Annotated in this window: 23 protein-coding genes; 14 read left to right on the top strand and 9 right to left on the bottom strand. The window is 72.6% G+C overall.

Annotated features, from left to right (window positions below):
* Positions 1 to 91 precede the first annotated feature (91 nt).
* The 4 genes from ASD48_RS07845 (at position 92) to ASD48_RS07830 (ending at position 2,807) form a co-directional block, all read left to right on the top strand.
* Positions 92 to 583 (top strand): YbaK/EbsC family protein, encoded by a 492-nt coding sequence (locus tag ASD48_RS07845; RefSeq protein WP_057600638.1) that lies wholly within the window; start codon positions 92 to 94, stop codon positions 581 to 583.
* Complete coding sequence (locus ASD48_RS07840; RefSeq protein WP_057600637.1) at positions 580 to 1,425, top strand: DMT family transporter; 846 nt, start codon at positions 580 to 582, stop codon at positions 1,423 to 1,425. Before ASD48_RS07845 ends, ASD48_RS07840 begins: the two co-directional genes overlap by 4 nt.
* A 108-nt stretch (positions 1,426 to 1,533) precedes the next feature.
* Positions 1,534 to 2,460, top strand: coding sequence for an arylamine N-acetyltransferase (locus ASD48_RS07835; protein ID WP_057600636.1), 927 nt, complete (start codon positions 1,534 to 1,536; stop codon positions 2,458 to 2,460).
* A 74-nt stretch (positions 2,461 to 2,534) separates the two neighbouring features.
* A complete protein-coding gene (locus tag ASD48_RS07830) occupies positions 2,535 to 2,807 on the top strand; it encodes a DUF1876 domain-containing protein (RefSeq protein WP_057600635.1) in 273 nt (90 codons plus the stop codon).
* A 75-nt stretch (positions 2,808 to 2,882) separates the two neighbouring features.
* On the opposite strand, the gene ASD48_RS07825 is transcribed toward ASD48_RS07830, so the two are convergent.
* The 6 genes from ASD48_RS07825 to ASD48_RS07800 all read right to left on the bottom strand — a co-directional run bounded on the left by ASD48_RS07825 (position 2,883) and on the right by ASD48_RS07800 (position 8,031).
* A complete protein-coding gene (locus ASD48_RS07825; RefSeq protein WP_057600634.1) occupies positions 2,883 to 4,061 on the bottom strand; it encodes a serine hydrolase domain-containing protein in 1,179 nt (392 codons plus the stop codon).
* Positions 4,062 to 4,137: 76 nt separating this feature from the next.
* Positions 4,138 to 4,602, bottom strand: coding sequence for an organic hydroperoxide resistance protein (locus tag ASD48_RS07820; protein WP_057600633.1), 465 nt, complete (start codon positions 4,600 to 4,602; stop codon positions 4,138 to 4,140).
* Positions 4,603 to 4,954: 352 nt separating this feature from the next.
* The gene (locus tag ASD48_RS07815; RefSeq protein ID WP_057600632.1) at positions 4,955 to 5,422 is read right to left on the bottom strand and encodes a MarR family transcriptional regulator; all 468 of its coding nucleotides are present in this window, start codon (positions 5,420 to 5,422) and stop codon (positions 4,955 to 4,957) included.
* Complete coding sequence (locus ASD48_RS07810; protein ID WP_057601061.1) at positions 5,419 to 6,174, bottom strand: ABC transporter ATP-binding protein; 756 nt, start codon at positions 6,172 to 6,174, stop codon at positions 5,419 to 5,421. The genes ASD48_RS07815 and ASD48_RS07810 overlap by 4 nt, the downstream gene beginning before the upstream one ends.
* A gap of 20 nt (positions 6,175 to 6,194) precedes the next feature.
* Positions 6,195 to 6,956 (bottom strand): cobalt ECF transporter T component CbiQ, encoded by a 762-nt coding sequence (gene cbiQ, locus ASD48_RS07805; RefSeq protein WP_057600631.1) that lies wholly within the window; start codon positions 6,954 to 6,956, stop codon positions 6,195 to 6,197.
* Between the two features lie 4 nt (positions 6,957 to 6,960).
* Positions 6,961 to 8,031 carry an energy-coupling factor ABC transporter permease gene (locus tag ASD48_RS07800; protein ID WP_057600630.1) on the bottom strand — a complete coding sequence of 357 codons (1,071 nt, stop codon included), beginning with the start codon at positions 8,029 to 8,031 and terminating at the stop codon, positions 6,961 to 6,963.
* 212 nt (positions 8,032 to 8,243) lie between these two features.
* Between ASD48_RS07800 and ASD48_RS07795 the strand changes: the two genes are divergently transcribed.
* Positions 8,244 to 8,600: an SsgA family sporulation/cell division regulator gene (locus ASD48_RS07795; protein WP_057600629.1), complete on the top strand. Its 357-nt coding sequence runs from the start codon at positions 8,244 to 8,246 to the stop codon at positions 8,598 to 8,600.
* 117 nt (positions 8,601 to 8,717) lie between these two features.
* On the opposite strand, the gene ASD48_RS07790 is transcribed toward ASD48_RS07795, so the two are convergent.
* The 3 genes from ASD48_RS07790 to ASD48_RS07780 all read right to left on the bottom strand — a co-directional run bounded on the left by ASD48_RS07790 (position 8,718) and on the right by ASD48_RS07780 (position 14,048).
* Entirely contained in the window at positions 8,718 to 10,397 is a 1,680-nt protein-coding gene (locus ASD48_RS07790) for a penicillin-binding transpeptidase domain-containing protein (RefSeq protein ID WP_057600628.1), read from the bottom strand.
* 140 nt (positions 10,398 to 10,537) lie between these two features.
* Positions 10,538 to 12,175, bottom strand: coding sequence for a penicillin-binding transpeptidase domain-containing protein (locus ASD48_RS07785; RefSeq protein WP_057600627.1), 1,638 nt, complete (start codon positions 12,173 to 12,175; stop codon positions 10,538 to 10,540).
* 121 nt (positions 12,176 to 12,296) lie between these two features.
* Positions 12,297 to 14,048, bottom strand: a complete 1,752-nt coding sequence (locus ASD48_RS07780; RefSeq protein ID WP_057600626.1) for a phospholipid carrier-dependent glycosyltransferase — start codon at positions 14,046 to 14,048, stop codon at positions 12,297 to 12,299.
* Between the two features lie 96 nt (positions 14,049 to 14,144).
* Here ASD48_RS07780 and rsmI point away from each other — a divergent pair, with 96 nt between their 5' ends.
* From rsmI to ASD48_RS07735, 9 genes are all read left to right on the top strand, one after another.
* The gene (rsmI, locus tag ASD48_RS07775; RefSeq protein WP_057600625.1) at positions 14,145 to 15,005 is read left to right on the top strand and encodes a 16S rRNA (cytidine(1402)-2'-O)-methyltransferase; all 861 of its coding nucleotides are present in this window, start codon (positions 14,145 to 14,147) and stop codon (positions 15,003 to 15,005) included.
* A gap of 298 nt (positions 15,006 to 15,303) precedes the next feature.
* Positions 15,304 to 15,726 (top strand): hypothetical protein, encoded by a 423-nt coding sequence (locus ASD48_RS07770; protein ID WP_057600624.1) that lies wholly within the window; start codon positions 15,304 to 15,306, stop codon positions 15,724 to 15,726.
* Between the two features lie 56 nt (positions 15,727 to 15,782).
* Complete coding sequence (locus tag ASD48_RS07765) at positions 15,783 to 16,661, top strand: TatD family hydrolase (RefSeq protein WP_057600623.1); 879 nt, start codon at positions 15,783 to 15,785, stop codon at positions 16,659 to 16,661.
* A gap of 114 nt (positions 16,662 to 16,775) precedes the next feature.
* Entirely contained in the window at positions 16,776 to 18,338 is a 1,563-nt protein-coding gene (locus ASD48_RS07760; protein ID WP_057600622.1) for a resuscitation-promoting factor, read from the top strand.
* Between the two features lie 47 nt (positions 18,339 to 18,385).
* Positions 18,386 to 19,312, top strand: a complete 927-nt coding sequence (gene rsmA, locus ASD48_RS07755) for a 16S rRNA (adenine(1518)-N(6)/adenine(1519)-N(6))-dimethyltransferase RsmA (RefSeq protein WP_057600621.1) — start codon at positions 18,386 to 18,388, stop codon at positions 19,310 to 19,312.
* Positions 19,309 to 20,214 (top strand): 4-(cytidine 5'-diphospho)-2-C-methyl-D-erythritol kinase, encoded by a 906-nt coding sequence (locus ASD48_RS07750; RefSeq protein WP_057600620.1) that lies wholly within the window; start codon positions 19,309 to 19,311, stop codon positions 20,212 to 20,214. The genes rsmA and ASD48_RS07750 overlap by 4 nt, the downstream gene beginning before the upstream one ends.
* A 126-nt stretch (positions 20,215 to 20,340) precedes the next feature.
* Positions 20,341 to 21,654, top strand: a complete 1,314-nt coding sequence (locus ASD48_RS07745; protein ID WP_057600619.1) for a hypothetical protein — start codon at positions 20,341 to 20,343, stop codon at positions 21,652 to 21,654.
* Between the two features lie 373 nt (positions 21,655 to 22,027).
* Positions 22,028 to 23,833, top strand: a complete 1,806-nt coding sequence (locus ASD48_RS07740) for an ABC-F family ATP-binding cassette domain-containing protein (RefSeq protein ID WP_057600618.1) — start codon at positions 22,028 to 22,030, stop codon at positions 23,831 to 23,833.
* A gap of 191 nt (positions 23,834 to 24,024) precedes the next feature.
* A complete protein-coding gene (locus ASD48_RS07735; protein WP_057600617.1) occupies positions 24,025 to 25,854 on the top strand; it encodes a PQQ-binding-like beta-propeller repeat protein in 1,830 nt (609 codons plus the stop codon).
* Positions 25,855 to 25,930 lie beyond the last annotated feature (76 nt).

Raw genomic sequence — 25,930 nt, 5'->3', positions numbered from 1 at the left:
CGGGACGTACGACGGCTCCGCACGGGCCCGGCTGCGTGCGGCCGGACAACCCGCTCGCGTGCCCCCTACACGGACCGCTAGCGTGCCGTGCATGACGACGACAGCCGCGCATCCCCGATTCGCCGAGGCCCTGCACGACCTGGGCCTCGACCAACTCCACACCCGGGTCCGCCGGTTCCCCGAAGCGACCAGGACCGCCGCCGAGGCCGCCGCCGCGATCGGATGTGAACTGAGCCAGATCTGCAAGTCGCTGATCTTCGCGGCGGACGGGGTGCCCGTGCTGGTGCTGATGGACGGCTCCTCACGCGTCGACGTGGAACTGGTGCGCAGGGAACTCGGCGTGGCGAAGGTGACCCGGGCCGCCGCCGACGTCGTACGGGAGACCACCGGATACGCGATCGGGGGAGTGCCGCCCTTCGGGCACCGGACGCGGACGCGCGTGCTGGCCGACCGGAACCTCCTCGCGCACGACGTCGTGTGGGCCGCCGCCGGCAACCCGCACGTCGTCTTCCCCATCGCGCCGCGGGACCTCGTCGAGCACGCCGACGCGACCCTCGTGGACGTGCGCGAGCGCACCGCGTGACCCCGCTGGTCACCGCGGCCGTCCTGGTCGCCGCGATCACCCACGCCAGTTGGAACGCCATCGCCCACCGGATCACCGACAAACTCGTCGGGTTCACGCTGATCGCCGGCGGCGGCATGCTCATCGGGCTCGCACTCGTGCCGTTCACCGCGTTCCCGGCGGCCCGCGCGTGGCCGTACCTGCTGTCCTCCGCCCTCATCCACATCGCCTACTACGTCCTGCTGATGCGGTCGTTCCGGCTGGGCGACTTCGGGCAGGCCTATCCCATCGCGCGTGGCTCCGCGCCGCTCGTCGTCACCGTCCTCGCCGCCGTCTTCGCGCACGAGGTGCCGGACGGCTGGGCGGCCGCCGGTGTCGCGCTGTCCTGCGCGGGGCTGACCGGCGTCGCCCTGTGGGGGCTGCGCGGCCGGCGGCCGGACTGGGCGGCGATCGGCGCCGCGCTGGCGACCGGGCTGACCATCGCCACGTACACCGTCGTCGACGGGCTGGGCGTCCGCGCCTCCGGGTCCTCCCTGGGGTACATCGCCTGGCTGATGGCCGTGCAGGGAGTCGTCATCCCGGCCTACGCCGTCCACCGCTGGCGCGGGCAGACCCTCGCCGTGCTCCGCCCCTACGCCGCCCTGGGCCTGCTCGGCTCCGCGCTGTCCGTCCTCGCCTACGCCCTCGTCCTGTGGGCGCAGACCCGCGCCGAACTGGCGCCGATCGCCGCGCTGCGGGAGTCGTCGATCATCGTCGGAGCGGCCATCGGCGCCCTGTTCTTCAAGGAGCGGTTCGGCGCGCCCCGGCTCGTCGCCGCCGGTCTCCTCGTCGTCGGCATCGGTCTGATGCTGCACACCGGTTGACGGGCGCGTCGGCTCGTCCGCGCGTCTGCTTGTCGGCACGTCCGCGCGTCCGTCTCCCGCTCGGTCGCTCTCGGGCGGTCAGGGTGCCCGGCTGGTTAGGGTGAAGTCATGCCCGAGACAACAGCGTTCGGCCCTGACGATCTCGACTCCTACCTGAGGAGGATCGGCTGGGAGGGCGAACGCCGTGCCGACGCGGCGACTCTGCGGGGGGTGCATCTGGCCCACGGTCGCGCCATCCCCTTCGAGAACCTGGACCCGCTGCGCGGCACGGTCCCCTCGCTCGTCCCCGCGGACCTGATCGCCAAGCTGGTCCGGGGCGGCCGGCGCGGCGGCTACTGCTACGAGCACAACATGCTGCTCGCGGGCGTCCTGGAGGCGCTGGGCTTCGGGGTGACCCTGCTGGCGGCGCGGGTCGTCGTGGGAGCGCAGCGGTACGAGGAGCGGCCCCGCACCCATATGGCGCTCCTCGTCGAGGTCCCCGGCGACCCGCGGCCGTACCTCGCCGACGTCGGTTTCGGCGCCCCCGGAGCCCTGCTCGAGCCCGTCCCGCTCATCGCGGACGTCGAGTTCCACCACGCGGGCCGCCGCCATCGCCTCGTCCACGCCCCGCACCGCGGCCCCCTGGAGCTGTGGGTGCTCCAGGCGCACGCGGCGGCGGCCGGGGCCTCCGGGGCGTCCGAGGAGCCCGGAGGGCCCGTCGGCTCCGGAGAGCCCGTCGGGTCCGGGTCCGGGGCGTCCGGCGGGGGCGTCTGGCAGGCGCAGTACGTCTTCACTCTCGAACCGTTCGAGCGGCTCGACTTCGAGGTGATCAACTGGCACATCGCCACCAACCCCCGCTCGCCGTTCAGCGGCCGCGCCTACGTCCAGCACAGCACTCCCGACCGCCATCTCCTCCTCAACGGCGCGCTGCTCACCGAGACCCACCCCGACGGCACCGTCAAGCGGCGCGAGCTCACCGACGAGGCGGAGGCGCGCCGGGTCCTCGACGAGGAGTTCGGCATCGCCGTACCGGACGGGACACGGCTGCTGCCCTGAGCCGACTGGGTGCGTTCGCCCGCTCTCGGGAGCACCCTGGAAGGAGGACTTCCGGAGGTGACCTCATGACCACTATGCACACCACTGTCGGATGGCATGTCGAGCTGGAGTTCGAGGAGGACGGCCGGCACACGCGCGCGGTGGCGCTGGTACGCCTGCCCGACGGGACCGAGATCAAGACCCACGGCCACGCCACCCGGCACAACGTGGACGTCAACCAGCCCCGGGTCGGCGAGGAGATCGCAGGCGCCCGCGCCCTCAACGAGATCGCCATGCAGCTGCTGACCAAGGCCCACGTGGAGATCGACGACGACTCGGGCCGCAGGTCCCACTCGATCAACGTGTGAGACACGCGAGGCGCGTGACACATGCGAGGCCCGTGAGACGTGCGAGGCCCGTGAGGCGTGCGAGGCCTCCGTGCGTCAGCGCTCGGCGGTCAGGGCCGTCCGCAGCGCTCGCAGCAGTGCCTGCGCGCGCGGGTCCGCCGTCACGCTCGTCCGGAACCCGTTGGTGACATAGCCGAAGGCGACGCCGGACTCGGGGTCGGCGAGGCCGAGCGCGCCCCCGCGGCCTGGGTGGCCGAACGAGGTGGGGGAGAGCAACGGGGACGCGGCTCCGTGCAGCATGTGGCCGAGCCCGAACCGGGTGTTCACGACGAGCACCCGGTCGGGGCCGGAGGACTGCTCGCCGCGCGCCAGTTCCACCGTCTCCGGCCGTAGCAGCCGGACCCCGCCCGCCACCTCGCCGATCAGCGACGCGTAGAAGCGGGCCAGGCCGTCGGCGGTGGCGATGCCGTTGGAGGCGGGGAGCGCCGCGGCCCGGTAGGCGGAGTCGTTCTCGTCGGGCAGCGGGGTGATCGCGGCGAAGGCGCGGCGGGTGAGGGAGGCGGGATCGGCGTAGGCGGCGGTGACGGCCGGCTTGGGCCGGGTCTTCAGCGCCCCGCTCTGCGCGGGCGCGTCCACCTGCCCCACGCGCCCCACCCGCGCACGCTGCGCCCGCGGCAGCCCGAGCCACAGGTCGGCCCCCACCGGCCCGGCGATCTCGTCGGCGATCCACTCGCCGACGGTCCGCCCGGTGATCCGCCGCACCAGCTCGCCGGTCAGCCAGCTGTAGGTCTGCGCGTGGTACCCGTGGTCCGTCCCGGGCTCCCAGGCCGGTGCCTGCGCCGCCACCGCCGCCGCGCCGAGATCGGGGTCGGCGGCCTCGGCGGGTGTCAGCGGCCGGTCCAGCACGGGGACGCCCGCGCGGTGCGCGAGCAGGTGCCGGACGAGCGTCCGCTCCTTGCCCGCCGCCTTGTACTCCGGCCAGTACGTCCCCACGGGCGCGTCGAGGTCCAGTTCCCCGCGCTGGTGCAGCAGCAGGAGCGCGGCGGCGGCGACGCCCTTGGTCGCCGACCGCACGATCTGCGCGGTGCCCTGTTCCCAGGGCGCCCCGCCGGCCGCGCCGTCCACATCCCGAGTGCCGCCCCACAGGTCGACGACCCGGTGCCCGTCCCGGTAGACGGCCACCGCCGCGCCCCGGTCACCGAGCACCTCGAAGTTCCGTACGAACGCCTCCCGGACCGGCTCGAAGCCCTCGGCCACCTCACCGCTCACGTTCACGCCCGCACGCCCTCTCGAAGATCGCCTTCAACTCCCTGGGGAACACCCCCGTCGAGCCTGCGATTCCTTCGTTTCGCTAGCCGAGAATGATCGTTACATCGATGTTGCCGCGGGTGGCGTTCGAGTACGGGCACACCTGGTGTGCGGCGTCCACCAGCTTCCCGGCGAGTTCCGGGTCGAGCACGGGGAGCGACACACTGAGCGCGACGGCGAGCCCGTAGCCCTTGGTCCTGTTGGGGCCGATCCCGACCTTCGCCGCCACCGTGGACCCCGTGAGGTCGAAGCCCGCGCGGTTGCCGACGAGGATCAGCGCGTTGTGGAAGCAGGAGCTGTAACCGGCCGCGAAGAGCTGCTCCGGGTTGGTGCCGTTGCCGTCGCCGCCCAGCTCCGGCGGCATCGCCACCTTCAGCTGGATCTGGCCGTCCTGGCTGGTCACGTACCCGTCGCGGCCGCCGTGCGCGGTTGCCTCGGCGACGTATGCGATCTTCGTCGGACGGGTGTCGACGGTGCTGACGGTGTCGACGGCGCTGCCTTCGGTCACGGCGGGACCTCCCCCGGGAACTTGCCCAATAAGCTTGCCCAATTACATCGTGCACAAGGTACCGGCCGGTAGGTAGGCGCGCGCTTACCAGGGGGTCGTAACCGCGGGTAACTTCTGAACCGGGCAGCGCCGGGCAGCCGCCGGGCAGTCATCGGAGTCAGCGGGCAGCCGCCGGGTGGGCCACCGGGCGGTCGCGGGGTAGTCGTGACGCCGTCGCGGGGCGGCCGTCGCGGGGCGGCCGTCGCGGGGCGGCCGTGAGAGTCCGCCGGACCGGGATGGATCCCGTCGGACCCGGATGGACCCCGTCGGCTCCCGTCGGCCCCCGTAGACCCGCCCGGCTGGGCTCCGTCGGCTAGCGGGAGCGGTCCGCCGCGCCCTGTGCCCGTTCCGCGAGCCCCCACAGCTCCTCGCGCAACCGGGTGACCTCCGCCGTCCCGAGCCCCGTCGTCGCGAGCAGGGTGGCGGGCACGCGTTCCGCGCGCCCCTTGAGTTCCTCACCGCGCCCGGTGCACGCGACGAGCACCGAGCGCTCGTCCCGCGCCGAGCGCTCCCGGCGTACCAGCCCCGCCGCCTCCAGCCGCTTCAGCAGCGGCGACATCGTGCCGTAGTCGAGGCGCAGGGCCGACGCCAGATCCTTGACGGTCGTCTCACCGCGCTCCCACAGGACCAGCAGCACGAGGTACTGGGGGTAGGTGAGCCCCAGTTCGTCCAGCAGGGGCCGGTAGGCGGCCGTCACCGCCCGCTGGGCCGCGTACAGCGCGAAGCACAGCTGCTCGTCGAGGAGCAGCGTGCCGTCGGCGGGTGGTGCCTCGTTCGTCACGCGCCCATTGTTGCGGAGCGCGGGTCGAACCCGAAGGGCAACTCCAGGCGATGGGCGCGCATGAGGGTGTCGTCGGCGAGCAGATCGCCGGTCCGGCCGTCCGCGGCGATCACGCCCTCGCTCAGGATCAGCGCGCGCGGGCACAGCTCCAGGGCGTACGGCAGGTCGTGCGTGACCATGAGCGCGGTGACGTCCAACGACCTGAGGATGTCGGCCAGTTCGCGGCGCGAGGCGGGGTCGAGGTTGGAGGACGGCTCGTCCAGGACGAGGATCTCCGGCTCCATCGCGAGCACCGTCGCGACGGCCACCCGGCGGCGCTGGCCGAAGGACAGGTGGTGCGGCGGGCGGTTCTTGAACTCCGCCATGCCGACCTGTTCGAGGGCGTGGTCGACCCGCGCCTCCAGGGCGGCCCCCTTCAGCCCGGCGGCGGCCGGACCGAACGCGACGTCCTCACGGACCGTCGGCATGAACAACTGGTCGTCCGGGTCCTGGAAGACGATGCCGACCTTGCGGCGGATCTCGGCCATGTGCTGCTTGCCGACGGGCAGCCCGGCCACCGTCACGGTGCCCGCGCCGCCGGTCAGGATGCCGTTGAGATGCAGTACGAGGGTCGTCTTGCCGGCGCCGTTGGGGCCGAGCAGCGCGACCCGCTCGCCTCGCGCGACGGAGAAGTCCACGCCGAACAGGGCCTGGTGGCCGTCGGGGTAGGCGAAGGCCAGGCCGGCCACTTCCAGGGAGGGCGGGGGCGTCACGGAAGGCGTCACAGCGTCAGTCACAGGGACCATCCCAACACGCAGACCAGGAGGGCGACGAACGGGAGGGTCATCGCGTACGACCACTGCGCCCGTGACGCGGTCACCTCGTCGATCACCGGCATCGAACCGGCGTACCCCCGGCTGATCATGGCCAGATGCACGCGTTCGCCGCGTTCGTAGGAGCGGATGAACAGCGCGCCCGCCGACTTCGCGAGCACCCCCCAGTGCCGTACGCCCCGCGCCTCGAACCCGCGCGACTCCCGGGCGATCCGCATGCGCCGCATCTCGTCCGCGATGACGTCGCCGTAGCGGATCATGAAGGAGGCGATCTGCACGAGCAGCGGGGGCAGCCGCAGCCGCTGGAGGCCGAGGAGCAGTTCACGCAGCTCGGTGGTGGACGCCAGCAGCACGGAGGCGGCGACGCCCAGGGTGCCCTTCGCGAGGACGTTCCAGGCGCCCCACAGGCCGTTGACGCTGAGCGACAGCCCGAGGACGTCCACCTGCTCGCCCTCCGCCACGAACGGCATCAGGACCGCGAACGCGACGAACGGCACCTCGATCAGCAGTCGTTTGAGCAGGAAACCGGCGGGCACGCGCGCGTGGTGCGCGACGAAGGCCAGCAGGAGCGCGTACAGGCCGAACGCCCACATGGCCTCCCGCGGCGTCGACACCACGACCACCACGAAGGCGAAGACGGCGGCGAGCTTGGTGTGCGGCGGCAGGCCGTGCACGGGCGAGTGCCCGTGCCGGTAGAGCCGGTGTGAGTGTCCCGCGCCCATGCCGTCAGACGTTCTCTACGGCCGTCGGTGACACGTCGTCACCCGTCCGGCGCCTGCGCACGGCCCAGAACACCGCGCTGCCCGCGACGACGGTCGTGCCGACACCGATCACGCCCGCCAGGCCGCCGGACAGACGGGCGTTCGTCACGTCCTTGACGCCGTAGTCGGCGAGCGGGGAGTCGGCGGAGGCGTGCTCCTCGGCCTTCTTGTCGATGCCCTTGTCGGCGGCGACCTTCTCCAGGCCGTCGGGGTTCGAGGAGGCGTAGAAGCTGACGAAGCCGGCCAGGACGAGGGAGGTGACCAGGCCCGTCACCCACAGCGTGCGCCGTGAGGCGCGCGCCGCCACGGGCGTGCGCGCACCGGCCCGCGCCTCCTCGGGCGCGGGCGCGTCGACGAGTTCGCCGTGCACCCGCAGCTGGAGCTTCTGCCGCAGATCGCGCGCGCCGTGGACGAGATCCGGCCGGACGGCGACGACGGCGCCCACGGTCAGCGCGGTGATCACGGCCTCGCCGATGCCGATCAGCACGTGCACGCCGATCATCGCGGTCGCCACCTTGCCGATCGCCACGTCGGTCGTGCCGCCGATCCAGTAGACGAGGGTGAAGGCGACGGCGGCGGCGGGCACGGACAGCACGGCGGCGACGAAGGACGCGACCGTGATGGACCGGCGGCCGCGGGGCAGCACCTTCACCAGGCCGCGGAAGACCGCGTACGCCACGACGGTCGTCACGATGGCCATGTCGGTGATGTTCACGCCGAGCGCGGTCAGGCCGCCGTCGGCGAAGAGGATGCCCTGCATCAGCAGGACCACGGACACGCACAGGACCCCTGTGTAGGGGCCCACGAGTATCGCGGCGAGCGCGCCGCCGAGCAGGTGGCCGCTGGTCCCCGCCGCGACGGGGAAGTTCAGCATCTGCACGGCGAAGATGAACGCCGCCACCAGACCGGCCAGCGGCGCGGTGCGGTCGTCCAGCTCGCGTCGCGCGCCGCGCAGGCTCACGGCGATGGCGCCGGCGGCGACGACTCCGGTCACGGCGGAGGTCGGGGCGTTGATGAATCCGTCGGGTACGTGCACCCGACGATGATAGTGGCTTAATGCGAACGATTCGCAAGAGCGAGTGGCTTGTCTCTTCGGTGTGCGGCAACCCTGTGGCCCATGCCGGACCCGTGTATCGCACAGGTGAGATACGCCTGCGCGGAGGAGCGCAATCCGCAAAATATGCGACATTGGAAGGGGAGCGGACGCACAGCTTCCGCACAGGTCACGCTGCGTGAGAGGGTCGGCCGATGCCTGTAGTCGAACAGTACGCGCGAGCCCACATCGTCACCGACGCCGATCAGGCCGAGGAAGAACGCACTGCCGTACCCGTCGTCCTGCGCTACGACCCCGAGGACCCCCGGTCGGTCCGCGTGGGGCTGCCCGACCGGCGCGAGTGGACGTTCTCCCGCACCCTCCTCGAACAGGGGCTGCGCGCCCCGACGGGCACCGGCGAGGTCCGGGTGTGGCCGTGCGGGCGCGTCCAGGCCGTCGTCGAGTTCCATTCCCCGCACGGCGTCTCGGTCGTGCAGTTCGAGTCGAAGACGCTGCTGCGGTTCCTGCGCCGCACCTACATGGCGACGGCGCAGCAGCCCGTCACGCACTAGCCGGGTCGGCCCGGCGGGCGTGCCGGACGTGTTCCGGCCCGCCCTGCGGACGGTGTTCCGGTGGGCGCGCCGACGGGTGCGCGGGGTGGTGTTCCGGCCGGTGTTCCGGCCGGGGTGTCAGCTGCCCAGGCGCAGCAGTGACGCCACGATGGGTCCGGCCGTGTCGCCGCCGTGGCCGCCCGCCTGGACGACGCCCGCGGCCGCCAGGTCGCCGCGGTAGGCGGTGAACCAGCCGTTGGGCTTGTCCTGGTTGTCGACCTCGGCCGAGCCCGTCTTGGCGCCGTAGTCGGGGCCCAGGCCGGACATCGCCTCGGCGGCGGTGCCGGCCGCGGCGGTGTAGTTCATCAGCTCCCGCAGCTGCGACAGCGTGGACGACGACATCGTGCGCGAGGCGGTCGCCAGCGTGCGGTCGTCCACGGAGGGGGCGACCAGATACGGCTGGTGGAAGGTGCCCGCCTTCACGGTGGAGGCGACCGACGCCATGTTCAGCGGGTTCATCCGGACCCCGCCCTGACCGATCAGCGACGCCGCCATCTGGGCCGCCGACTGCACCGGCACCGAGCCGTCGAAGGACGGCACGCCGATCGCCCAGTTGTTCATCGACAGGCCGAAGACCTGCTGCGCCTGCTTGGTCAGGCTGTCGTTGTCGAGGTCGGGCGCCTGGCTGATGAAGGCGGTGTTGCAGGAGCGCGCGAAGCTCGCCTTGAAGGTGCCGCCGGTGATCTTGAAGTCGTCGTCGTTGTGGAACTTCCAGCCGCCGTACGTGAACGTCTTGGGGCAGGGGTGCACCTTGTCCGCCGACGCCAGGTCCTTCTCGATGAGGAGCGACGAGGTGATGACCTTCATCGTGGAGCCGGGCGCGAGCGAGCCGTTGAACGCGGTGTTGAAGCCGTGGCTCGCGTTGGCCACCGCGAGGATCTCGCCCGTGGAGGGGCGCATCACGACCACCGACGAGCGCGCGGTCTTCGCCACCTGCTGCTCGGCGGCCGCCTGCAGGGTCGGGCTCAGGGTGGTCTTCACGGTGCCCGGAGTGCCCTTGCTGAGCTCCAGCAGGGTCTTGTCGGAGGCCTTCTTGGCCTTCGACGCCTTGCCGCGGACGACCTGGAGCTCCACGCCGGCCTTGCCGCCCGCCTTCTTGCCGTACTTCTCCCGCAGCCCGTCCAGGACCGGCTCCAGGGAGGGGTACTCGGCGGCGGTCAGTTCGCCGCCCGCGCTGTCGACGGCCTTGACCGGCGGGGTGCCCGACTCGCCGGTGACGAGCGTGTCGCCGTCCTGGAGGTCCGGGTGGACGACGGACGCGTGCCAGTCGACCTGTGCCTTGCCGTTCCGGGGGTTGCGGACGACGGTGAGGGCGCTGGCGTACGTGAGCGGCTTGCTGACGCCCTTGTACTTCACCGTGCCTTTGACGGAGAACGGCACCTTGGTGCCGGCGGCCTTGCCGGCGGTGAAGGTGGCGCCCGTGATGTGGGCGTCCTTGGTGTAGCCGGTGAGGAGGGTGGTGGCGGCCGCGGGGTCGTCCGTGGCGGCGGCCGCCCCGGACACCTTGCCCTGCTGCCAGGCCGTCAGGAACCGGGCGGCCGTGGTCTTCGCCTCGGTCGCCGACGGCGCGTCGGCCCTGACCCGCGGCACCTGCGTGCCGTTGGCCGCCGCGGCCGAACCCTCGTCGGCCGCCGCTCCGCCCCCGTACAGCGCGTAGACGCCGATGCCCGCCCCGCCGACCACGACGGCGATCATGCCGCCGGCGACGGCGGGCCGCCGTTTCCTGCGCCGCTCTTCGACACGCCTTCTCTTGCCCACTGCCAGATCCTCCGGATCCCCAGGGGCTTCCCCCCAGCCCCGCTGCCCTCGTTGCCCTCACTGACCCCAACGACGACTACCACCCTAGAGTCCCGTCCTGTGAGGGTGACGTCACGTGTGACGTCAGCCACCGTCCGCCGTCAGCCCGCCCGCAGTACGTCCACGACGATCGGGCCGGACGCGTCGACGCCGTGGCCGCCGTCCTGGGTCATCGCGGCGGCCGCGACATCGCCCCGGTAGCCGGTGAACCAGCTGTCGGACCTGTTCTGCCCGTCGACCTCGGCGGAACCGGTCTTCGCGCCGATCCGGCCGCTCAGCCCGGCCATCACCTCGGCCGCGGTGCCGCTGGTCGCGGTGCGGTTCATCATGGAGCGCAGTTGCTGCACGGTGCTCGACGACAGTCCACGCGCGCGTGCCGGTTCCCGGCCGTCGAGGCTGAGCGGCACGATCACCGGCTGCCGGAAGGTGCCCGTCATCGCGGTCGCCGTGACCGACGCCATGTTCAGCGGGTTCATCTGGACCTGGCCCTGGCCGATCAGGCCGGCCGCGGTGTCCGGGCCGCCGGCCGCCGGGACGGAGCCGTCGAAGGACGGGATGCCGGTCTGCCAGTCGAGGCCGATCCCGAACCGGTCCCGGGCCTCGTTCGTCAGCGAGTCGACCTTCACCTCGTCCGCGAACTTCACGAACGCCGTGTTGCAGGAGCGGGCGAAGCTCTCGGCGAGGGTCGCCTTCTCGTTCGGCTTCATGTCGGTGATGTTGTGGAAGGTCTGGCTCTCGGAGACGGCCGAGTCCGGACAGGGAGCGGGGCCGTTCGCGGTGGTCAGGCCGTTGTCGATGAGGGTGGCCGCGCTGACGATCTTCATGGTGGAGCCGGGCGCGACCTCCCCCAGGAACGCGGCGTTCCAGCCGTCCGTCCGGTTGTTGGCGACCGCCAGCACCTCGCCGGTGCTCGGCTTGACCGCCACCACCGACGACTGGTTGTACTTCTGCACCGCCTTCTCGGCGGCCGCCTGCACGTCGGCGCTGAGGGTGGTGGGCACCTTGCCCGTCTTGCCCTCGGCGAGGGTCAGCAGGGGGGTGTCGGCGGTGTCCGGGGTGGCGTGTCTGATCGCCAGCTCGACGCCGGCCGTTCCGCCCGCCTTGTCCCCGTACTTGGCGCGCAGCTGGTCCAGGATCGGCCCCAGGGAGGGGTACTTCTCCTTCGTGAGCACCTTGCCGTCACGGTCCACGGCCTCGATCGACGGCGCCGCGGACGAGCCTGTGACCAGGGTGTCGTCCATGGACTTCAGCCCGGGGTGGACGACCGACGGCGCCCAGTCCACCAGCGCCTTGCCGGTGGTGACTCCCCGGACGACCCTGAGCTCGCTCTTGTAGGCGAGCGGCTTGGACTTCCCCTCGTACGACACCGTCGCCCGGACGCTGAACGGCACGCTGTCGCCGACCGCCGCGCCCGGCGTGATCTTCACGGCGGTGATGTGCGCCGCCTGGCCGTACGAGGTCAGCAGGGGCTCGGCCTTCGCCGCGTTGTTGGTGAGAGCGGCGGCCGCCACGGCCTGCCCCTTCTCCCAGGCCGCGAAGAACCTGGCGCTCGTGTCCTTCACCTCGGACCCGCTCGGCGGCCCGGTCTTCACGGCCACCGGCTCGCCGCCCCCCGGCCCGCCGGCCCCGCTCCCGCCGCCGTTCAGCGCGTTCACGATGTTGAAGGCCCCGTATCCGGCCCCGCCCACCATCACCGCGAAGACCGAGCCGACTATCGCTGCTTTGGCCCCCTTGCGCATGTACGCCCTCCCCGTTGTCCCCGTCGCCGCCCTCGGGCGTTTCTGAACGCGTTCAGATAGTTCCCCTCGGGCTCACAGTAAGCGGAAAGGGTGGCGCGCGGGGCGAGAGTTTCCGCAATCGTTAGACCCACGTATCCAGCCACATACGTGAACGCCAGTCGTCGATCGGGATGGCCTGGCCGGTGTACAGGGGCCAGAAGTAGATGAAGTTCCAGGCGATGAGCAGGACGAGGACGCCCGCGCCGGTGGCGCCCGCCACGCGGCGGGTGTCGCTGGAGCCCGGGGGACCGACGAGCGCGCCGATCATCATCGCCAGCGCCAGGCACAGGAACGGCAGGAAGACGACCGCGTAGAAGAGGAAGATCGTGCGTTCCTGGTACATGAACCACGGCAGGTAGCCGGCCGCGATGCCGCAGACGATCGCGCCGGCGCGCCAGTCGCGGCGGAAGAGCCAGCGCCACAGGACGTAGAGGACCGCGAAGCAGGCCGCCCACCACAGCAGGGGCGTGCCGATCGCCAGGACCTCGCGCGCGCACTTCTCGCCCGCGTCCGTCGGGCAGCCGTCCTGGCCCGGCGCGGGGGACTCGTAGAAGTACGAGACCGGGCGGCCGAGGACGAGCCAGCTCCACGGGTTCGACTGGTACGTGTGCGGCGAGGTGAGGTGGGTGTGGAACTCGTAGACCTCGTGCTCGTAGTGCCACAGGCTGCGCCACCAGTCGGGGAACAGCCAGGTCCAGTTGCCGCCCTTGCCGTCGGTGGCCGCCCAGTTGCGGTAGTAGCCGCCCTTGCCGTCGGTGGCGGACAGGATCCAGCCCGTCCACGACACCAGGTAGGTGACCAGCGCGACCGGGACCGTGGCCAGGAACGCGAAGCCCGTGTCGCGCTTCAGCACCGCCAGGTACGGGTGGCGGGCGCCCGCCACCTTGCGCGAGCCGACGTCCCACAACACCGCCATCAGGCAGAACGCGACCAGGATGTACAGGCCGTTCCACTTGGTGCCGATGGCCAGGCCGAGCATCAGACCGGCGCCCCAGCGCCAGGGGCGCAGGCCCAGGCGGGTGGTCTCCGCGATGTGCGGGTCGGGGCGGCAGCGGCCGTCCACGTCCAGGGGGAGCGCGGCGGCGAGTTTCTCGCGGGCCCTGTCCCGGTCGACCACCAGGCAGCCGAACGCCGCCAGCACGAAGAACATCAGCACGCCGTCGAGCAGCGAGGTGCGGCTCATCACGAAGGCGAGCCCGTCGACCGCCATCAGCGCGCCCGCCAGGCAGCCCAGGAAGGTGGAGCGGAAGATCCGGCGGCCGATCCGGCACAGCAGCAGGACACTGAGCGTGCCGAGCACCGCCGTCATGAACCGCCAGCCGAACGGGTCGAACCCGAAGATCAGCTCGCCCAGCCCGATCACGTACTTGCCGACCGGCGGATGCACGACGTACGCCGCGTCCGTCGGGATCGTGACGTGCCCGCCGGAGGAGAGGATGACGTCGTTGGCGTTCTTGTCCCAGTTGACCTCGAACCCGCGGTGGACGACCGCCCACGCGTCCTTGGCGTAGTACGTCTCGTCGAATATCACCGCCTTGGGGCTGCCCAGGTGCCAGAACCGGAGCACGCCCGCCAGCAGTGTCACCAGCAGCGGACCGCCCCAGGACGACCAGCGCGCGATCCGGTCCGACCACAGGGGCGGAAGCCCGAGCGCCTGCCACAACCGCGGGCTGGGCTGCGCGAACGGCGGCACCAGCCGCTCCCGGACGTCGGCGGAGGGCTCCGCGGTGTATCCGAAACGGCGCAGCCGTTGCTGCCAGGACGGCCGCTGGTCTGGCGGCGTCCGGCCCTGCCGGTAGTCCGTGGAGTCCATGGAGGACGCGGTACTGGTCACCGCGCCATCGTAGGGAACAGGTCTGTGTGAGTCCCGTGCATGGGCCCTAACCGGCCTGGTCGATCGAGTGGGGTCCCGCCCTGCGAGGATGGAAACGTGACAGCTACGCCCGGAATCCTCGTTCTCGCCGGTACTCCCATCGGTGACGTCTCCGACGCCCCGCCCCGTCTCGCCGAGGAGCTGACCGGCGCCGACGTGATCGCCGCCGAGGACACGCGCCGGCTGCGGCGGCTGACCCAGGCGCTGGGGGTGACGCCCAAGGGGCGTGTCGTGTCCTACTTCGAGGGGAACGAGTCCGCCCGTACTCCCGATCTGGTCGCGGATCTGGTGGGCGGCGCGCGGGTGCTGCTCGTCACCGACGCCGGGATGCCGTCGGTCTCCGACCCGGGGTACCGGCTGGTCGCCGCGGCCGTCGAGCAGGACATCCGGGTCACCGCCGTCCCCGGACCCTCCGCGGTGCTCACCGCGCTGGCCCTGTCGGGGCTGCCCGTCGACCGGTTCTGCTTCGAGGGGTTCCTGCCGAGGAAGGCGGGGGAGCGGCTGTCCCGGCTGCGGGAGGTCGCGGAGGAACGCAGGACCCTCGTGTACTTCGAGGCCCCGCACCGGCTCGACGACACCCTGGCGGCGATGGCCGAGGTGTTCGGCGCGGACCGGCGGGCCGCCGTGTGCCGCGAGCTGACCAAGACGTACGAAGAGGTCAAGCGCGGCCCGCTCGGCGAGCTGGCGGAATGGGCGGCCGAGGGCGTGCGGGGCGAGATCACCGTCGTCGTCACCGGGGCGCCCGAGCGCGGACCCGAGGAGTTCGACGCGGCGGAGCTGGTGCGGCGGGTGCGGGTGCGCGAGGAGGCGGGCGAGCGCCGTAAGGAGGCCATCGCGGCGGTGGCGGCGGAGGCGGGGCTGCCGAAGCGCGAGGTGTTCGACGCGGTGGTGGCGGCGAAGAACGCGGGGGGCCTGTGACGGGCCGCCGGCAGCCGCTCCGCCGCCCGTGACGGTGGTCGCCCGGGATCCGTGACCGTTGGTGCCCGGCCTGTGACGGTTGTGGCCCGGGTGTCGTGAAGGGGCTCACACCCCCTCTGAGCAGGGCGCATGTCGTCTGAGCGTGCGCCCCATGTGCCGGCAAAGGGTGCCGGGCGTTGTGGCAAGGGACGCCCAAATCGCCTTCAACAGTGCACAGGTCGAGTGCATTCGCTCCGGGCGAGGCGTCCACTGGGTGACGGGACTTGAGCGGTCCCACCAGCGGACACCAGGAGCGGTCATGAGTGACACCACAGGGCAGACCGGCCTCCGCGGCGGCGCCGGCGCCGTCGTCAACGAGTCGTACTCCTTCGCCTGCATGCGCTGCGGGCACGGCTGGGAGCAGGCCTTCGAGATAGAGCACCACACCGACGCGGACGGCCACGAGTTCGTCCTCTACGTGGCGAACGGGCGGGTCGTGCCGTCGCCGCTGAGCCGCCCCGTGTGCCAGAACTGCGACGGGCACGTCGTGCGCATCATGCGGGCCGGGCAGGTCTCGTCGGTGCTCAGCGCGGCCCGGCAGTACAAGGCGTCCCCGGCCGGGCCGGTCCCGGCGGCCGGGGAGCCGTCCGACGCACAGCCCGACGCGCCGTCCGAGGCGCCGCAGCACCACCACCACTGGCACCTGTCCGACCTTCTGCACCCGTTCCGCAAGGCGGGCTAGCCGGGGGCGGGCCGATCGCCGCCGGGGAGGTGTGCCCCCTTCCGTAGGATCGGGGCATGCCTTCGAACGCCGACAAGAACGCCGCGCCGCCGCTGCCGGCCCCCCTCGGGGTGCCGGTCGCCGACTCCCACACCCACCTCGACATGCAGTCGGGCACGGTGCCGGAGGCCCTCGCGAAAGCCGCGTCGGTCGGCGTGACGACGGTGGTCCAGGTCGGCTGCGACGTGCGGGGCTCTCGATGGGCGGCCGAGACGGCGGCGGCGCACGACAGTGTCCATGCCACGGTCGCCCTGCACCCGAACGAGGCGCCGCGCATCGTGCACGGCGACCCCGACGGCTGGTCCCGCCAGGGCGCGCGGACGCCGGGCGGCGCGCAGGCGCTCGACGAGGCGCTCGCCGAGATCGACCGCCTGGCCGCGCTCGCGCACGTCAAGGGCGTCGGCGAGACCGGACTCGACCACTTCCGCACCGGCCCCGAGGGCAAGGAAGCGCAGGAGAGCTCCTTCCGCGCCCACATCGAGATGGCCAAGCGGCACGGCAAGGCCCTGGTCATCCACGACCGGGACGCCCACGCCGACGTCCTGCGCGTCCTGAAGGAGGAGGGCGCCCCCGAGCGCACCGTCTTCCACTGCTACTCCGGTGACGCCGAGATGGCCGAGATCTGCGCCCGCGCCGGATACTTCATGTCCTTCGCCGGCAACGTCACCTTCAAGAACGCCCAGAACCTCCGGGACGCCGTCGCGGTGGCCCCGCTGGAGCTGCTCCTGGTGGAGACCGACGCCCCCTTCCTGACCCCGGCGCCCTACCGCGGACGGCCCAACGCCCCGTATCTGATTCCGGTCACGGTGCGCGCCATGGCCGCCGTACGGGGCATCGACGAGGACACCCTGGCCACCGCCCTCGCCAAAAACACCGCACGCGCGTTCGACTACTGAGCGCATCCGCCACCCGTCGAACACAACTCTCGGTAGCCGCGCCACTTTGGAGAGTGACCGTCGCTCCGCTAGGTTCTGGGGGCCCGATCCGGACCCCTCCCCTGGAGTGTCGGCGTGAGCAACTCGCAGTATTCCGAGTACGAGCCGTACGCCGGTGGCGGCTCGTACGTCGACCTGCACAACGCCGAGACGATCGCGTACGGCGTGTACGCGGCGCCCGGCACGTACGACGACACGTACCGGCCCGCGTACGAGACCTACGAAGCACCGCCCCCGCCCCCCGAGACGCTCCAGCTCCCCGACCCGGTCCCGTTCCCCGACCCGGTCCCGTTCCCCGACCCGGTCGGGTTCGCCGGGCAGGTCCAGCACACCGGGGCCGCCCCGTACGCCGAGCCGGGCGAGTCCATCGGGGCCGCCCCGTACGCCGAGACGGTCCAGCTCTGCGGACCGCTGCCGCCCCGGCAGGCTCCGCCGACCCAGCCGCCCCGGCTGTCGCCGCTGCCGCGCCAGGGCGTGGGACAGGGCGTGGGGCAGGACGCGGGGCGGGCCGCGCGCCGGCGCCGGATGCGCTCCGCCGAGCGTCCGGAGTCCACGATCCGCCGACTGGTCCCGCAGGCACTCGTCGTCGCCTTCCTGGCCGGCGGCACCACGGCCTTCGTCGCCGAGGACAAGGCGGTCGAGCTGACCGTCGACGGCAAGCCGCGCACGCTGCACACCTTCGCCGACGACGTGAGCGAACTCCTGGCGGAGGAAGGCGTGCGGGTCGGCGCGCACGACGTGGTGGCGCCCGGCCCCGACACCGCCCTCACCAGCGGTGACGAGATCGCCGTGCACTACGGGCGGCCCGTCCGGCTCACCCTGGACGGACACCGGCACGAGGTGTGGACGACGGCGCACACCGTGCAGGAGGCGCTGCAGCAGCTCGGGGTGCGCGCGGAGGGCGCCTACATGTCCGTCCCGCGCTCCCAGCCGATCGGCCGCGCGGGGCTCGCGCTGGACGTACGCACCGAGCGCTCGGTCACGGTCATGGCCGACGGCAGGGCCCGCACCATCCGCACCAACGCGGCGACCGTGCGCGAGGCGGTGGCGGCGGCCGGGATCACCCTGCGCGGCCAGGACACCACGTCCGTCGCGCCCGGCAGCTTCCCGCGCGACGGCCAGACGGTCACCGTGCTGCGGATCACCGGCACCAAGGAGGTGCGGGAGGAGGCGATCCCCTACGACGTGCGCCGCGCCGACGACTCCTCGCTGTTCAAGGGCACGGAGGTGGTGGAGCGGGCCGGACAGCCCGGCCTGCGCCGGATCACCTACTCGCTGCGCACTGTGAACGGCGTCCGGCAGACTCCGCGGCGGATCCGCGACGAGATCGTGCGCGAGCCGCGCGACCAGGTGGTGAAGGTCGGGACGAAGCCGCTGCCGGCCTCCGTGCGGGGCGCCGACGGTCTGGACTGGCAGGGCCTCGCGGTCTGCGAGTCGGGCGGCCGGCCGAACGCGGTCGACCCCTCGGGCACGTACGGCGGGCTGTACCAGTTCGACACCCGCACCTGGCAGAGCCTCGGCGGCAGCGGGCGGCCCCAGGACGCGCCGGCGGCCGAACAGACGCTTCGCGCGAAGAAGCTGTACGTGCGGCGCGGGGCGAGTCCGTGGCCGCACTGCGGGACCCGGCTGCACGGGTGAGAGGTGCGGCGGCGGACGGTGTCCGTGCGCCCCCGTACCCTTGTCCCGTGAGTACCAGCCCCGCCCCCGACGCCCTCCTGGGCCCCGCCGACATCCGTGAGCTGGCGGCGGTCCTCGGCGTGCGTCCCACCAAACAGCGCGGCCAGAACTTCGTGATCGACGCGAACACGGTCCGCCGTATCGTCCGCACCGCGGAGGTCCGGCCCGACGACGTGGTCGTCGAGGTCGGCCCGGGGCTCGGCTCCCTCACCCTGGCGCTGCTGGAGACCGCCGACCGGGTCACGGCCGTCGAGATCGACGACGTCCTGGCCGGCGCGCTGCCCGCCACGATCGCGGCGCGCATGCCGGAACGCGCGGAGCGCTTCGCGCTGGTGCACTCCGACGCGATGCAGGTGACCGAGCTGCCCGGCCCCGCCCCGACCGCGCTGGTCGCGAACCTCCCGTACAACGTGGCCGTGCCGGTGCTGCTGCACATGCTGGAGACCTTCCCGACCATCGAGCGCACCCTCGTCATGGTCCAGTCCGAAGTCGCCGACCGGCTCSCCGCCGGGCCGGGCTCGAAGGTGTACGGCGTGCCGTCGGTCAAGGCCAACTGGTACGCCGAGGTCAAGCGGGCCGGCGCCATCGGGCGCAAGGTGTTCTGGCCCGCTCCGAACGTGGACAGCGGGCTGGTGTCGCTGGTGCGGCGGACCGAGCCGATCAGGACCACGGCCTCACGGCGCGAGGTGTTCGCGGTCGTCGACGCGGCGTTCGCCCAGCGCCGCAAGACCCTGCGGGCCGCGCTTGCCGGATGGGCGGGCTCCCCGGCGCGGGCGGAGGAGGCCCTCGTGGCGGCCGGCGTCTCGCCGCAGGCGCGCGGCGAGGCCCTCACGGTCGAGGAGTTCGCCCGTATCGCCGAGGCCGCGCCCGACCGGGAGACACCCGCCGCGTCCCGTGCGTCCCTCGGCACCCCCCGGCGGAAGGACTCCGAGTGAGCGTCACCGTACGGGTGCCCGCCAAGGTCAACGTGCAGCTCGCGGTGGGCGCCGCCCGCGCGGACGGCTTCCACGACCTGGCGAACGTCTTCCTCGCGGTCGGCCTGTACGACGAGGTCACGGTGACCGCGGCCGACCGGCTTCGCGTCACCTGCGAGGGCCCGGACGCCGGCCAGGTACCCCTGGACCGTACGAACCTGGCGGCGCGGGCCGCGATCGCGCTGGCCGAGCGGTACGGCCGTACGCCCGACGTGCACGTCCACATCACCAAGGACATTCCCGTCGCCGGGGGCATGGCGGGCGGCAGCGCGGACGGCGCGGGCGCGCTGCTGGCCTGCGACGCGCTGTGGGGTACCGGCGCCACCCGTGACGAACTCCTGGAGATCTGCGCCGAGTTGGGCAGCGATGTGCCGTTCAGCCTGGTCGGCGGGGCGGCCCTCGGCACCGGGCGTGGCGAGAAGCTGGCGGCCCTGGAGGTCGGCGGCACGTTCCACTGGGTGTTCGCGATGGCCGGACGGGGGCTGTCGACACCGTCGGTGTTCCGCGAGTTCGACCGGCTGGCGCAGGGCCGGGACATCCCCGAACCGGTGGCCTCCCGGCGCCTCCTCGACGCCCTGGCCGAAGGGGACCCCGACGCCCTCGCGGCCACCGTCTCCAACGACCTGCAGCCGGCCGCGCTGTCGCTCTTCCCCGAACTCGCCGACACCCTCGCCGCGGGCCGCGCGGCCGGCGCCCTCGCCACGCTCGTCTCGGGCTCGGGCCCGACCACCGCCTTCCTCGCCCGCGACACCGCCGCCGCGGAGAAGATCGCGGAGGCGCTGCGCACCTCCGGCACCTGCCGGAGCGTGCGGGTGGCGGCGGGACCGGCGCCGGGCGCGACGGTCGTCGGGGACCGCCCGTGACGCGGCCGTCCTCGTCGTAGACCGCCCGTCCCGGCCGTAATCCGGCTGCTCCGAGCGGCCCCCGCCCTCTAGGCTCCCCCGGCCGGGCTCCACCAGGAGACCGGGCCGGGGCGGAGGGGCGTGCGCATGGGGTCGGCGGAGCTGGTGGCGGCGGTTCGACGGAGAGACTCCGACGCCGTCCGTGAACTGCTGGACGGCGGGGAGGACCCGAACGCCCGCGATCCGGCCGACGGCGTCCCCCTGCTCTGCGTGGCCGTGGCGGCCTACGACGAACCGGTCGCCGAGGAGCTGATCAGGGCCGGCGCCGACCCGCTGCGCTCGACGGGCGGGGCGCCGGGAGGGGATCCCGGGCTGCCCGGCGGCGACAGCGCGCTGACCCGGGCGGTGGACGGCGGCTGCTCCTGGATGGCCGTCAGGCTGCTCCCCGAACTCGTACGCCTCGACGCCGACGCGCGGGCCGGCCTGCTGGCACGCGCGAGGTACTGGGCCGGGGCGGACCTCGAGACCGAGCTGCGGCGCAGGACCGGAGCGGCCGGGCCGGTCGAGCGGGGCACGGTACGGGTCGATTCCTGGTCCTCGCGGCACGAGCGTCACTCGCTCGGCGGGCAGACCCTGTGGGACGGGCACCTGGGCGTCCTCACCGTGCTGGAGGAGCGCTTCCGGATCCGTACGTCGTTCGACGAGCTGCTCGCGCGGGCGCTCACCCGACCGGACCGGGACCACAACGTCTGGTCCGACTCCGTCGTCCTCCTGGCCACCCGGCGTGACGAGGAGACGTGGGCCGCCGCCGAGGCGCTGAGCGGTCACCCCGACCGGCTGTGCCGCCTCTTCGCGGCGGACGTGCTGCGGTGCCTCGTCATCGGGTTCGCCGGCCCGGTCCCGTCGCCGGCGGCCGTGGTCGACAAGCCCGCGCCCGAGGTGTACCTGCCGTGGGCGCTGGAGGAACGGGACCCGGAGGTGCTCGCCCTGGTGCTGTCCGGGCTGAGCGAGGAGGGCGACTCGGACGGGGACGGGGAGATCGTCGAGTCCGTCGGTCTGGCGTACGCCGGGCATCCCGACCCGCGCGTCCGCCTGGAGGTGCCCGACACCCTGCGACCGGAAGCCGCGGGTGTGCGCGTGCCGCGCGAGAAACTCGACGTCCTGTACGCGCTGGCGCGTGATCCCGACAGCCGGGTGCGGGAGCGGGCGGCCCACCGGCTGGCGCACTGCTCCGCGGAGGCGCCCGGCGTCACCGAGGTGCTCGCCGCACTCCTCGACGACGAGCTGCGGGACACCCGGGTGCACGCCGCCTACGGGCTCGCGCGGCGCGACGACCCGCGCTGTGTGGCCGCCGAGCGCGCTCTGCGGCCCCTCGACGTGGACGGCTGGCCGGATTCCGCCCTCGTGCGAGCGATGTGGCGCTACGAGGAGAACCATCCGGAGGTCTCCGAGCCGGAATGACGATCCCGTCCGGCCCGTCCGGCTGGACGAGCCCGACGAGCCCGACGAGCCCGACCAGCACGGCCCGTCCGGCGCGACCAGCCAGGCCCGGCGTGCGCGCGGTGGTGTCCGCCCGGCGCGCGCAACCGTTCGTCGCCCGTTGGGCGGCGGTGTCCGTACGCCGGTGTCCGGGGGTGTCCGTACGCCGGTGTCCGGGGGTGTGAGCGGCTCGCGCACGCGCCGTGCGTGGACGGCGCGCACGACGATCGCGCGCTCTGCGGGAGGCCGCGTCCGCCCTCACCGCCGTGCGGGACCGTGAAACAAGCCGGGCATCCGAGGGTGTTCGCCGCGCGACTACCCTGGAGGGTCGAGCATCCCCCGTGGCAGGAGAGAAATGGCCGTCAATCTGGTCAATGTCGAGAACGTCAGCAAGGTGTACGGGACCCGTACCCTCCTCGACGGCATCTCGCTCGGCGTGTCCGAAGGGGACCGGATCGGCGTCGTCGGCCGCAACGGCGACGGGAAGACCACGCTGATCCGCATGCTCGCCAAACTGGAGGACGCGGACTCCGGCCGGGTCACGCACTCCGGCGGGGTCCGCCTCGGCGTACTCACGCAGCACGACTCGCTCGACTCGGCCGCCACCGTCCGGCACGAGGTCATCCGGGACATGGCCGACCACGAGTGGGCCGGCAACGCCAAGGTCAGGGACGTGCTCACGGGGCTCTTCGGCGGGCTCGACCTGCCCGGGTTCCCACAGGGCCTGGACACCGTCATCGGTCCGCTCTCCGGTGGTGAGCGCCGCCGGATCGCGCTCGCCAAGCTGCTGATCGAGGAACAGGACCTGATCGTCCTGGACGAGCCGACCAACCACCTCGACGTCGAGGGCATCTCCTGGCTGGCCCGGCACCTGCGCGAGCGCCGCTCCGCGCTCGTCTGCGTCACCCACGACCGCTGGTTCCTGGACCAGGTCTGCACCCGCATGTGGGACGTGCAGCGCGGTGACGTCCACGAGTACGAGGGCGGCTACTCCGACTACGTCTTCGCGCGCGCGGAGCGCGAGCGCATCGCCGCGACCGAGGAGGTCAAGCGGCAGAACCTGGTCCGCAAGGAGCTGGCCTGGCTGCGCCGCGGCGCCCCCGCGCGGACGTCCAAGCCGCGGTTCCGGGTCGAGGCCGCCAACGAACTCATCAAGGACGTGCCGCCGCCCCGCGACAGCAGCGAGCTGATGAAGTTCGCCTCCTCGCGCCTCGGCAGGACGGTCTTCGACCTCGAGGACGTCACCGTCCAGGCCGGTCCCAAGGTGCTGCTCAAGCACATCACCTGGCACCTCGGCCCCGGTGACCGCATCGGCCTCGTCGGGGTCAACGGCGCCGGCAAGACCTCGCTGCTGCGGGCCCTGGCCGAGGCCGCCCGGACCGAGGGCGAGGTGCAGCCGGTGGCCGGCCGGGTCGTCGTCGGCAGGACCGTCAAGCTCGCCTATCTCTCGCAGGAGGTCGGTGAGCTCGACCCCGGGCTGCGGGTCCTGGAGGCCGTCCAGCAGGTGCGCGAGCGCGTCGACCTCGGCAAGGGGCGCGAGATGACCGCCGGGCAGCTCTGCGAGACGTTCGGCTTCAACAAGGACAAGCAGTGGACGCCGGTCGGGGACCTGTCGGGCGGTGAGCGCCGCCGCCTCCAGATCCTGCGCCTGCTCATGGACGAGCCCAACGTCCTCTTCCTCGACGAGCCCACCAACGACCTCGACATCGAGACCCTCACCCAGCTCGAGGACCTCCTCGACGGCTGGCCGGGCTCGATGATCGTCATCTCCCACGACCGCTTCTTCGTCGAGCGGACCACGGACCGGGTCTTCGCCCTCCTCGGCGACGCCGCCCTGCGGATGCTCCCGCGCGGCATCGACGAGTACATCGAGCGCCGGCAGCGCATGGAGGAGGCCGCGGCCGCCTCGGCTCCGGCGGCCGTCGCGAAGCCGGTGGCCGAGAAGAGCGCCGCCGACCAGCGCGCCGCCAAGAAGGAACTCCAGAAGATCGAGCGGCAGTTGGACAAGGTCTCCGAGAAGGAGGCCAAGCTGCACGCCCGTATCGCGGACAACGCCACCGACTTCGAGAAGGTCGCCGAACTCGACACCGAGCTGCGGGGATTGGCGGGCGAGCGCGAGGAGCTGGAGCTGCGGTGGCTGGAACTCGCCGAGGACGCGTGAAGGGTGCGTGAAGGCGCATAACGACGGCATCACGGGCCGGTCCTCCCTTGGGAACAGGGGTGGATCGGCCCCGGGAGCCGTTCGACGCGGGTGATAGAAAGAGCCGTCTGAGAACTCTCTGAAGACGGCTCCGGGCGGGTCACTGACCTGGGGGCGTGGCTAAAAACCAGTGACATAGGGGGAACACGCTGATGGCTCAGCCGCCCAATCAGCCGCCGCAGCAGGGTGGTTTCGGAGCACCGCAGGACCAGCCACAGGCGCCACAGCCGCCTCAGGCACCGCAGCCGCCGCAGGCACCGCAGGGTGGCTTCGGCGCGCCCCAGATGCCGCCGCAGCCGCCCCAGGGCCCGCCCGCCCAGCCGCCGCAGCCGGGTTACGGCTATCCGCAGCAACAGCCGCAGCAGCCCGGCCCGTACGGTCAGCCGCCGCAGCCGGGCCCCTACGGGCAGCCCGGCCAGCCCGGTCCCTACGCCCAGCCGGGGCCGTACGGTCAGCCGAGCGGTCCCTACGGCCAGCAGCCGGGCTACGGCTATCCGCAGCCGCCCCAGTTCCCCGGCGCACCCGGCGCGCCCGGTACGCCGCCCGGTGGGCGCAATCCCTTCAAGGGGCGGCCCGCGCTGGTGGTGGGGGCCGCGGTGGCGGCGCTGCTGGTGATCGGCGGGACGGTGTTCGCGGTCACGAACGACGACGACGAAGGCGGCAAGAAGCCGGTCGCCGGGCCGAGCGACGACGGCAAGGCCACGTCGAGCGGCGCACCGGTCAACCCCGGTGACGGCAGCGGCGACGGCGGCGAGGACAACGAGGACTTCAACGCGGACCGCAAGGCCGGCGAGGCGAAGGTGCTCTGGTACAAGGAGGCGCCCGACGCGCCCGCCTCCGGCGCCGACGCCCCCGGCATGTGGATCACCTCCAAGGCGGCCGTGAAGGCGGCGTACAAGGAGGTCGTCGCGTACAACGTCGGTGACGGCAAGCCCACCTGGGACACCATCGCCCTGCCGCAGAAGATCTGCGCGGTCACCCCGCAGAAGACGGCGGACGACAAGGTCGTCGTGGCGTACATGAGCGGCACCAGCGACCGCGCCAAGTGCAACCAGCTCCAGCAGATCGACCTCGGTACCGGCGCCAAGGGCTGGACGGGCGTCGTCGCGGACGGCGCGCTGTTCGACAGCGCCATCAGCATCGAGCTGTCGCTGGCCGGCAACACCCTGATGGTGGGCCGCTCGCAGTCCGGCACGGCCTACGACGTCCGCACCGGCAAGAAGCTGTACGACAAGCAGAAGTACGGCGACGCCTGCTTCCCGACGGCGTTCGCCGGCGGCACCCGGCTGATCGCGGTGGCGTCCTGCGACGCGACCGAGACCAACGAGCACGACGAGATCCAGGAGCTGGACCCGGCGACCGGCAAGGTCAGGTGGACCCAGAAGTTCGACAAGGGCTGGTCCGTCGCGAAGACGTACTCCGTCGACCCGCTGGTGGTCTACAGCACCAACGAGGACAAGAACACCTGGAACATCGCGACGTTCAAGCCGGACGGCTCCTACCGCTCGCAGGTCGGCTTCGACGAGGACTTCGCGCCCGAGTGCGACTCCGGTTTCCTCCAGCGCAACCTGACGGGCTGCACGGGCACGGCCTCCGACGCGAACACGCTCTACCTGCCGACTGAGTCGAAGAGCGGCCCCAACGAGATCGTGGCGATCGACCTCTCCACCGGCAAGGAGAAGTGGCGCGTGAAGTCCCCGACCGACGAGGCGATGCTGCCGGTGAAGGTCGAGGGCGGCAACCTCGTCGCGTACGTCGAGCCGTCGTACGACGCGGCCGGCCGGGTGGTGGGCATCCCGACGGCCGGGTCCGCCCACACGCCGACGACGCTGATGCAACTGCCCCAGAGCACCGCCGAGATCGAGGACAGCTTCTACTCGCGCGACCTCGCCTGGGTCGACGGGCGCCTCTACCTCTCCTCCACCCGGCTGACGGGCAACGACGAGACGAAGGAGAAGCTGATGCTCGCCTACGGCAAGTGAGGCGACCCACCGCCTTCCCCGCCCCGTCGACGTCCCCGCCCGTCCGCCCGAGCTTTTCCGAGCGTTCTTCCGAGGT

This window comes from Streptomyces sp. Root1310 (assembly GCF_001426425.1).
Taxonomy (GTDB): Bacteria; Actinomycetota; Actinomycetes; order Streptomycetales; family Streptomycetaceae; genus Streptomyces.
This window is presented reverse-complemented; position numbering and strand designations above follow the sequence as displayed.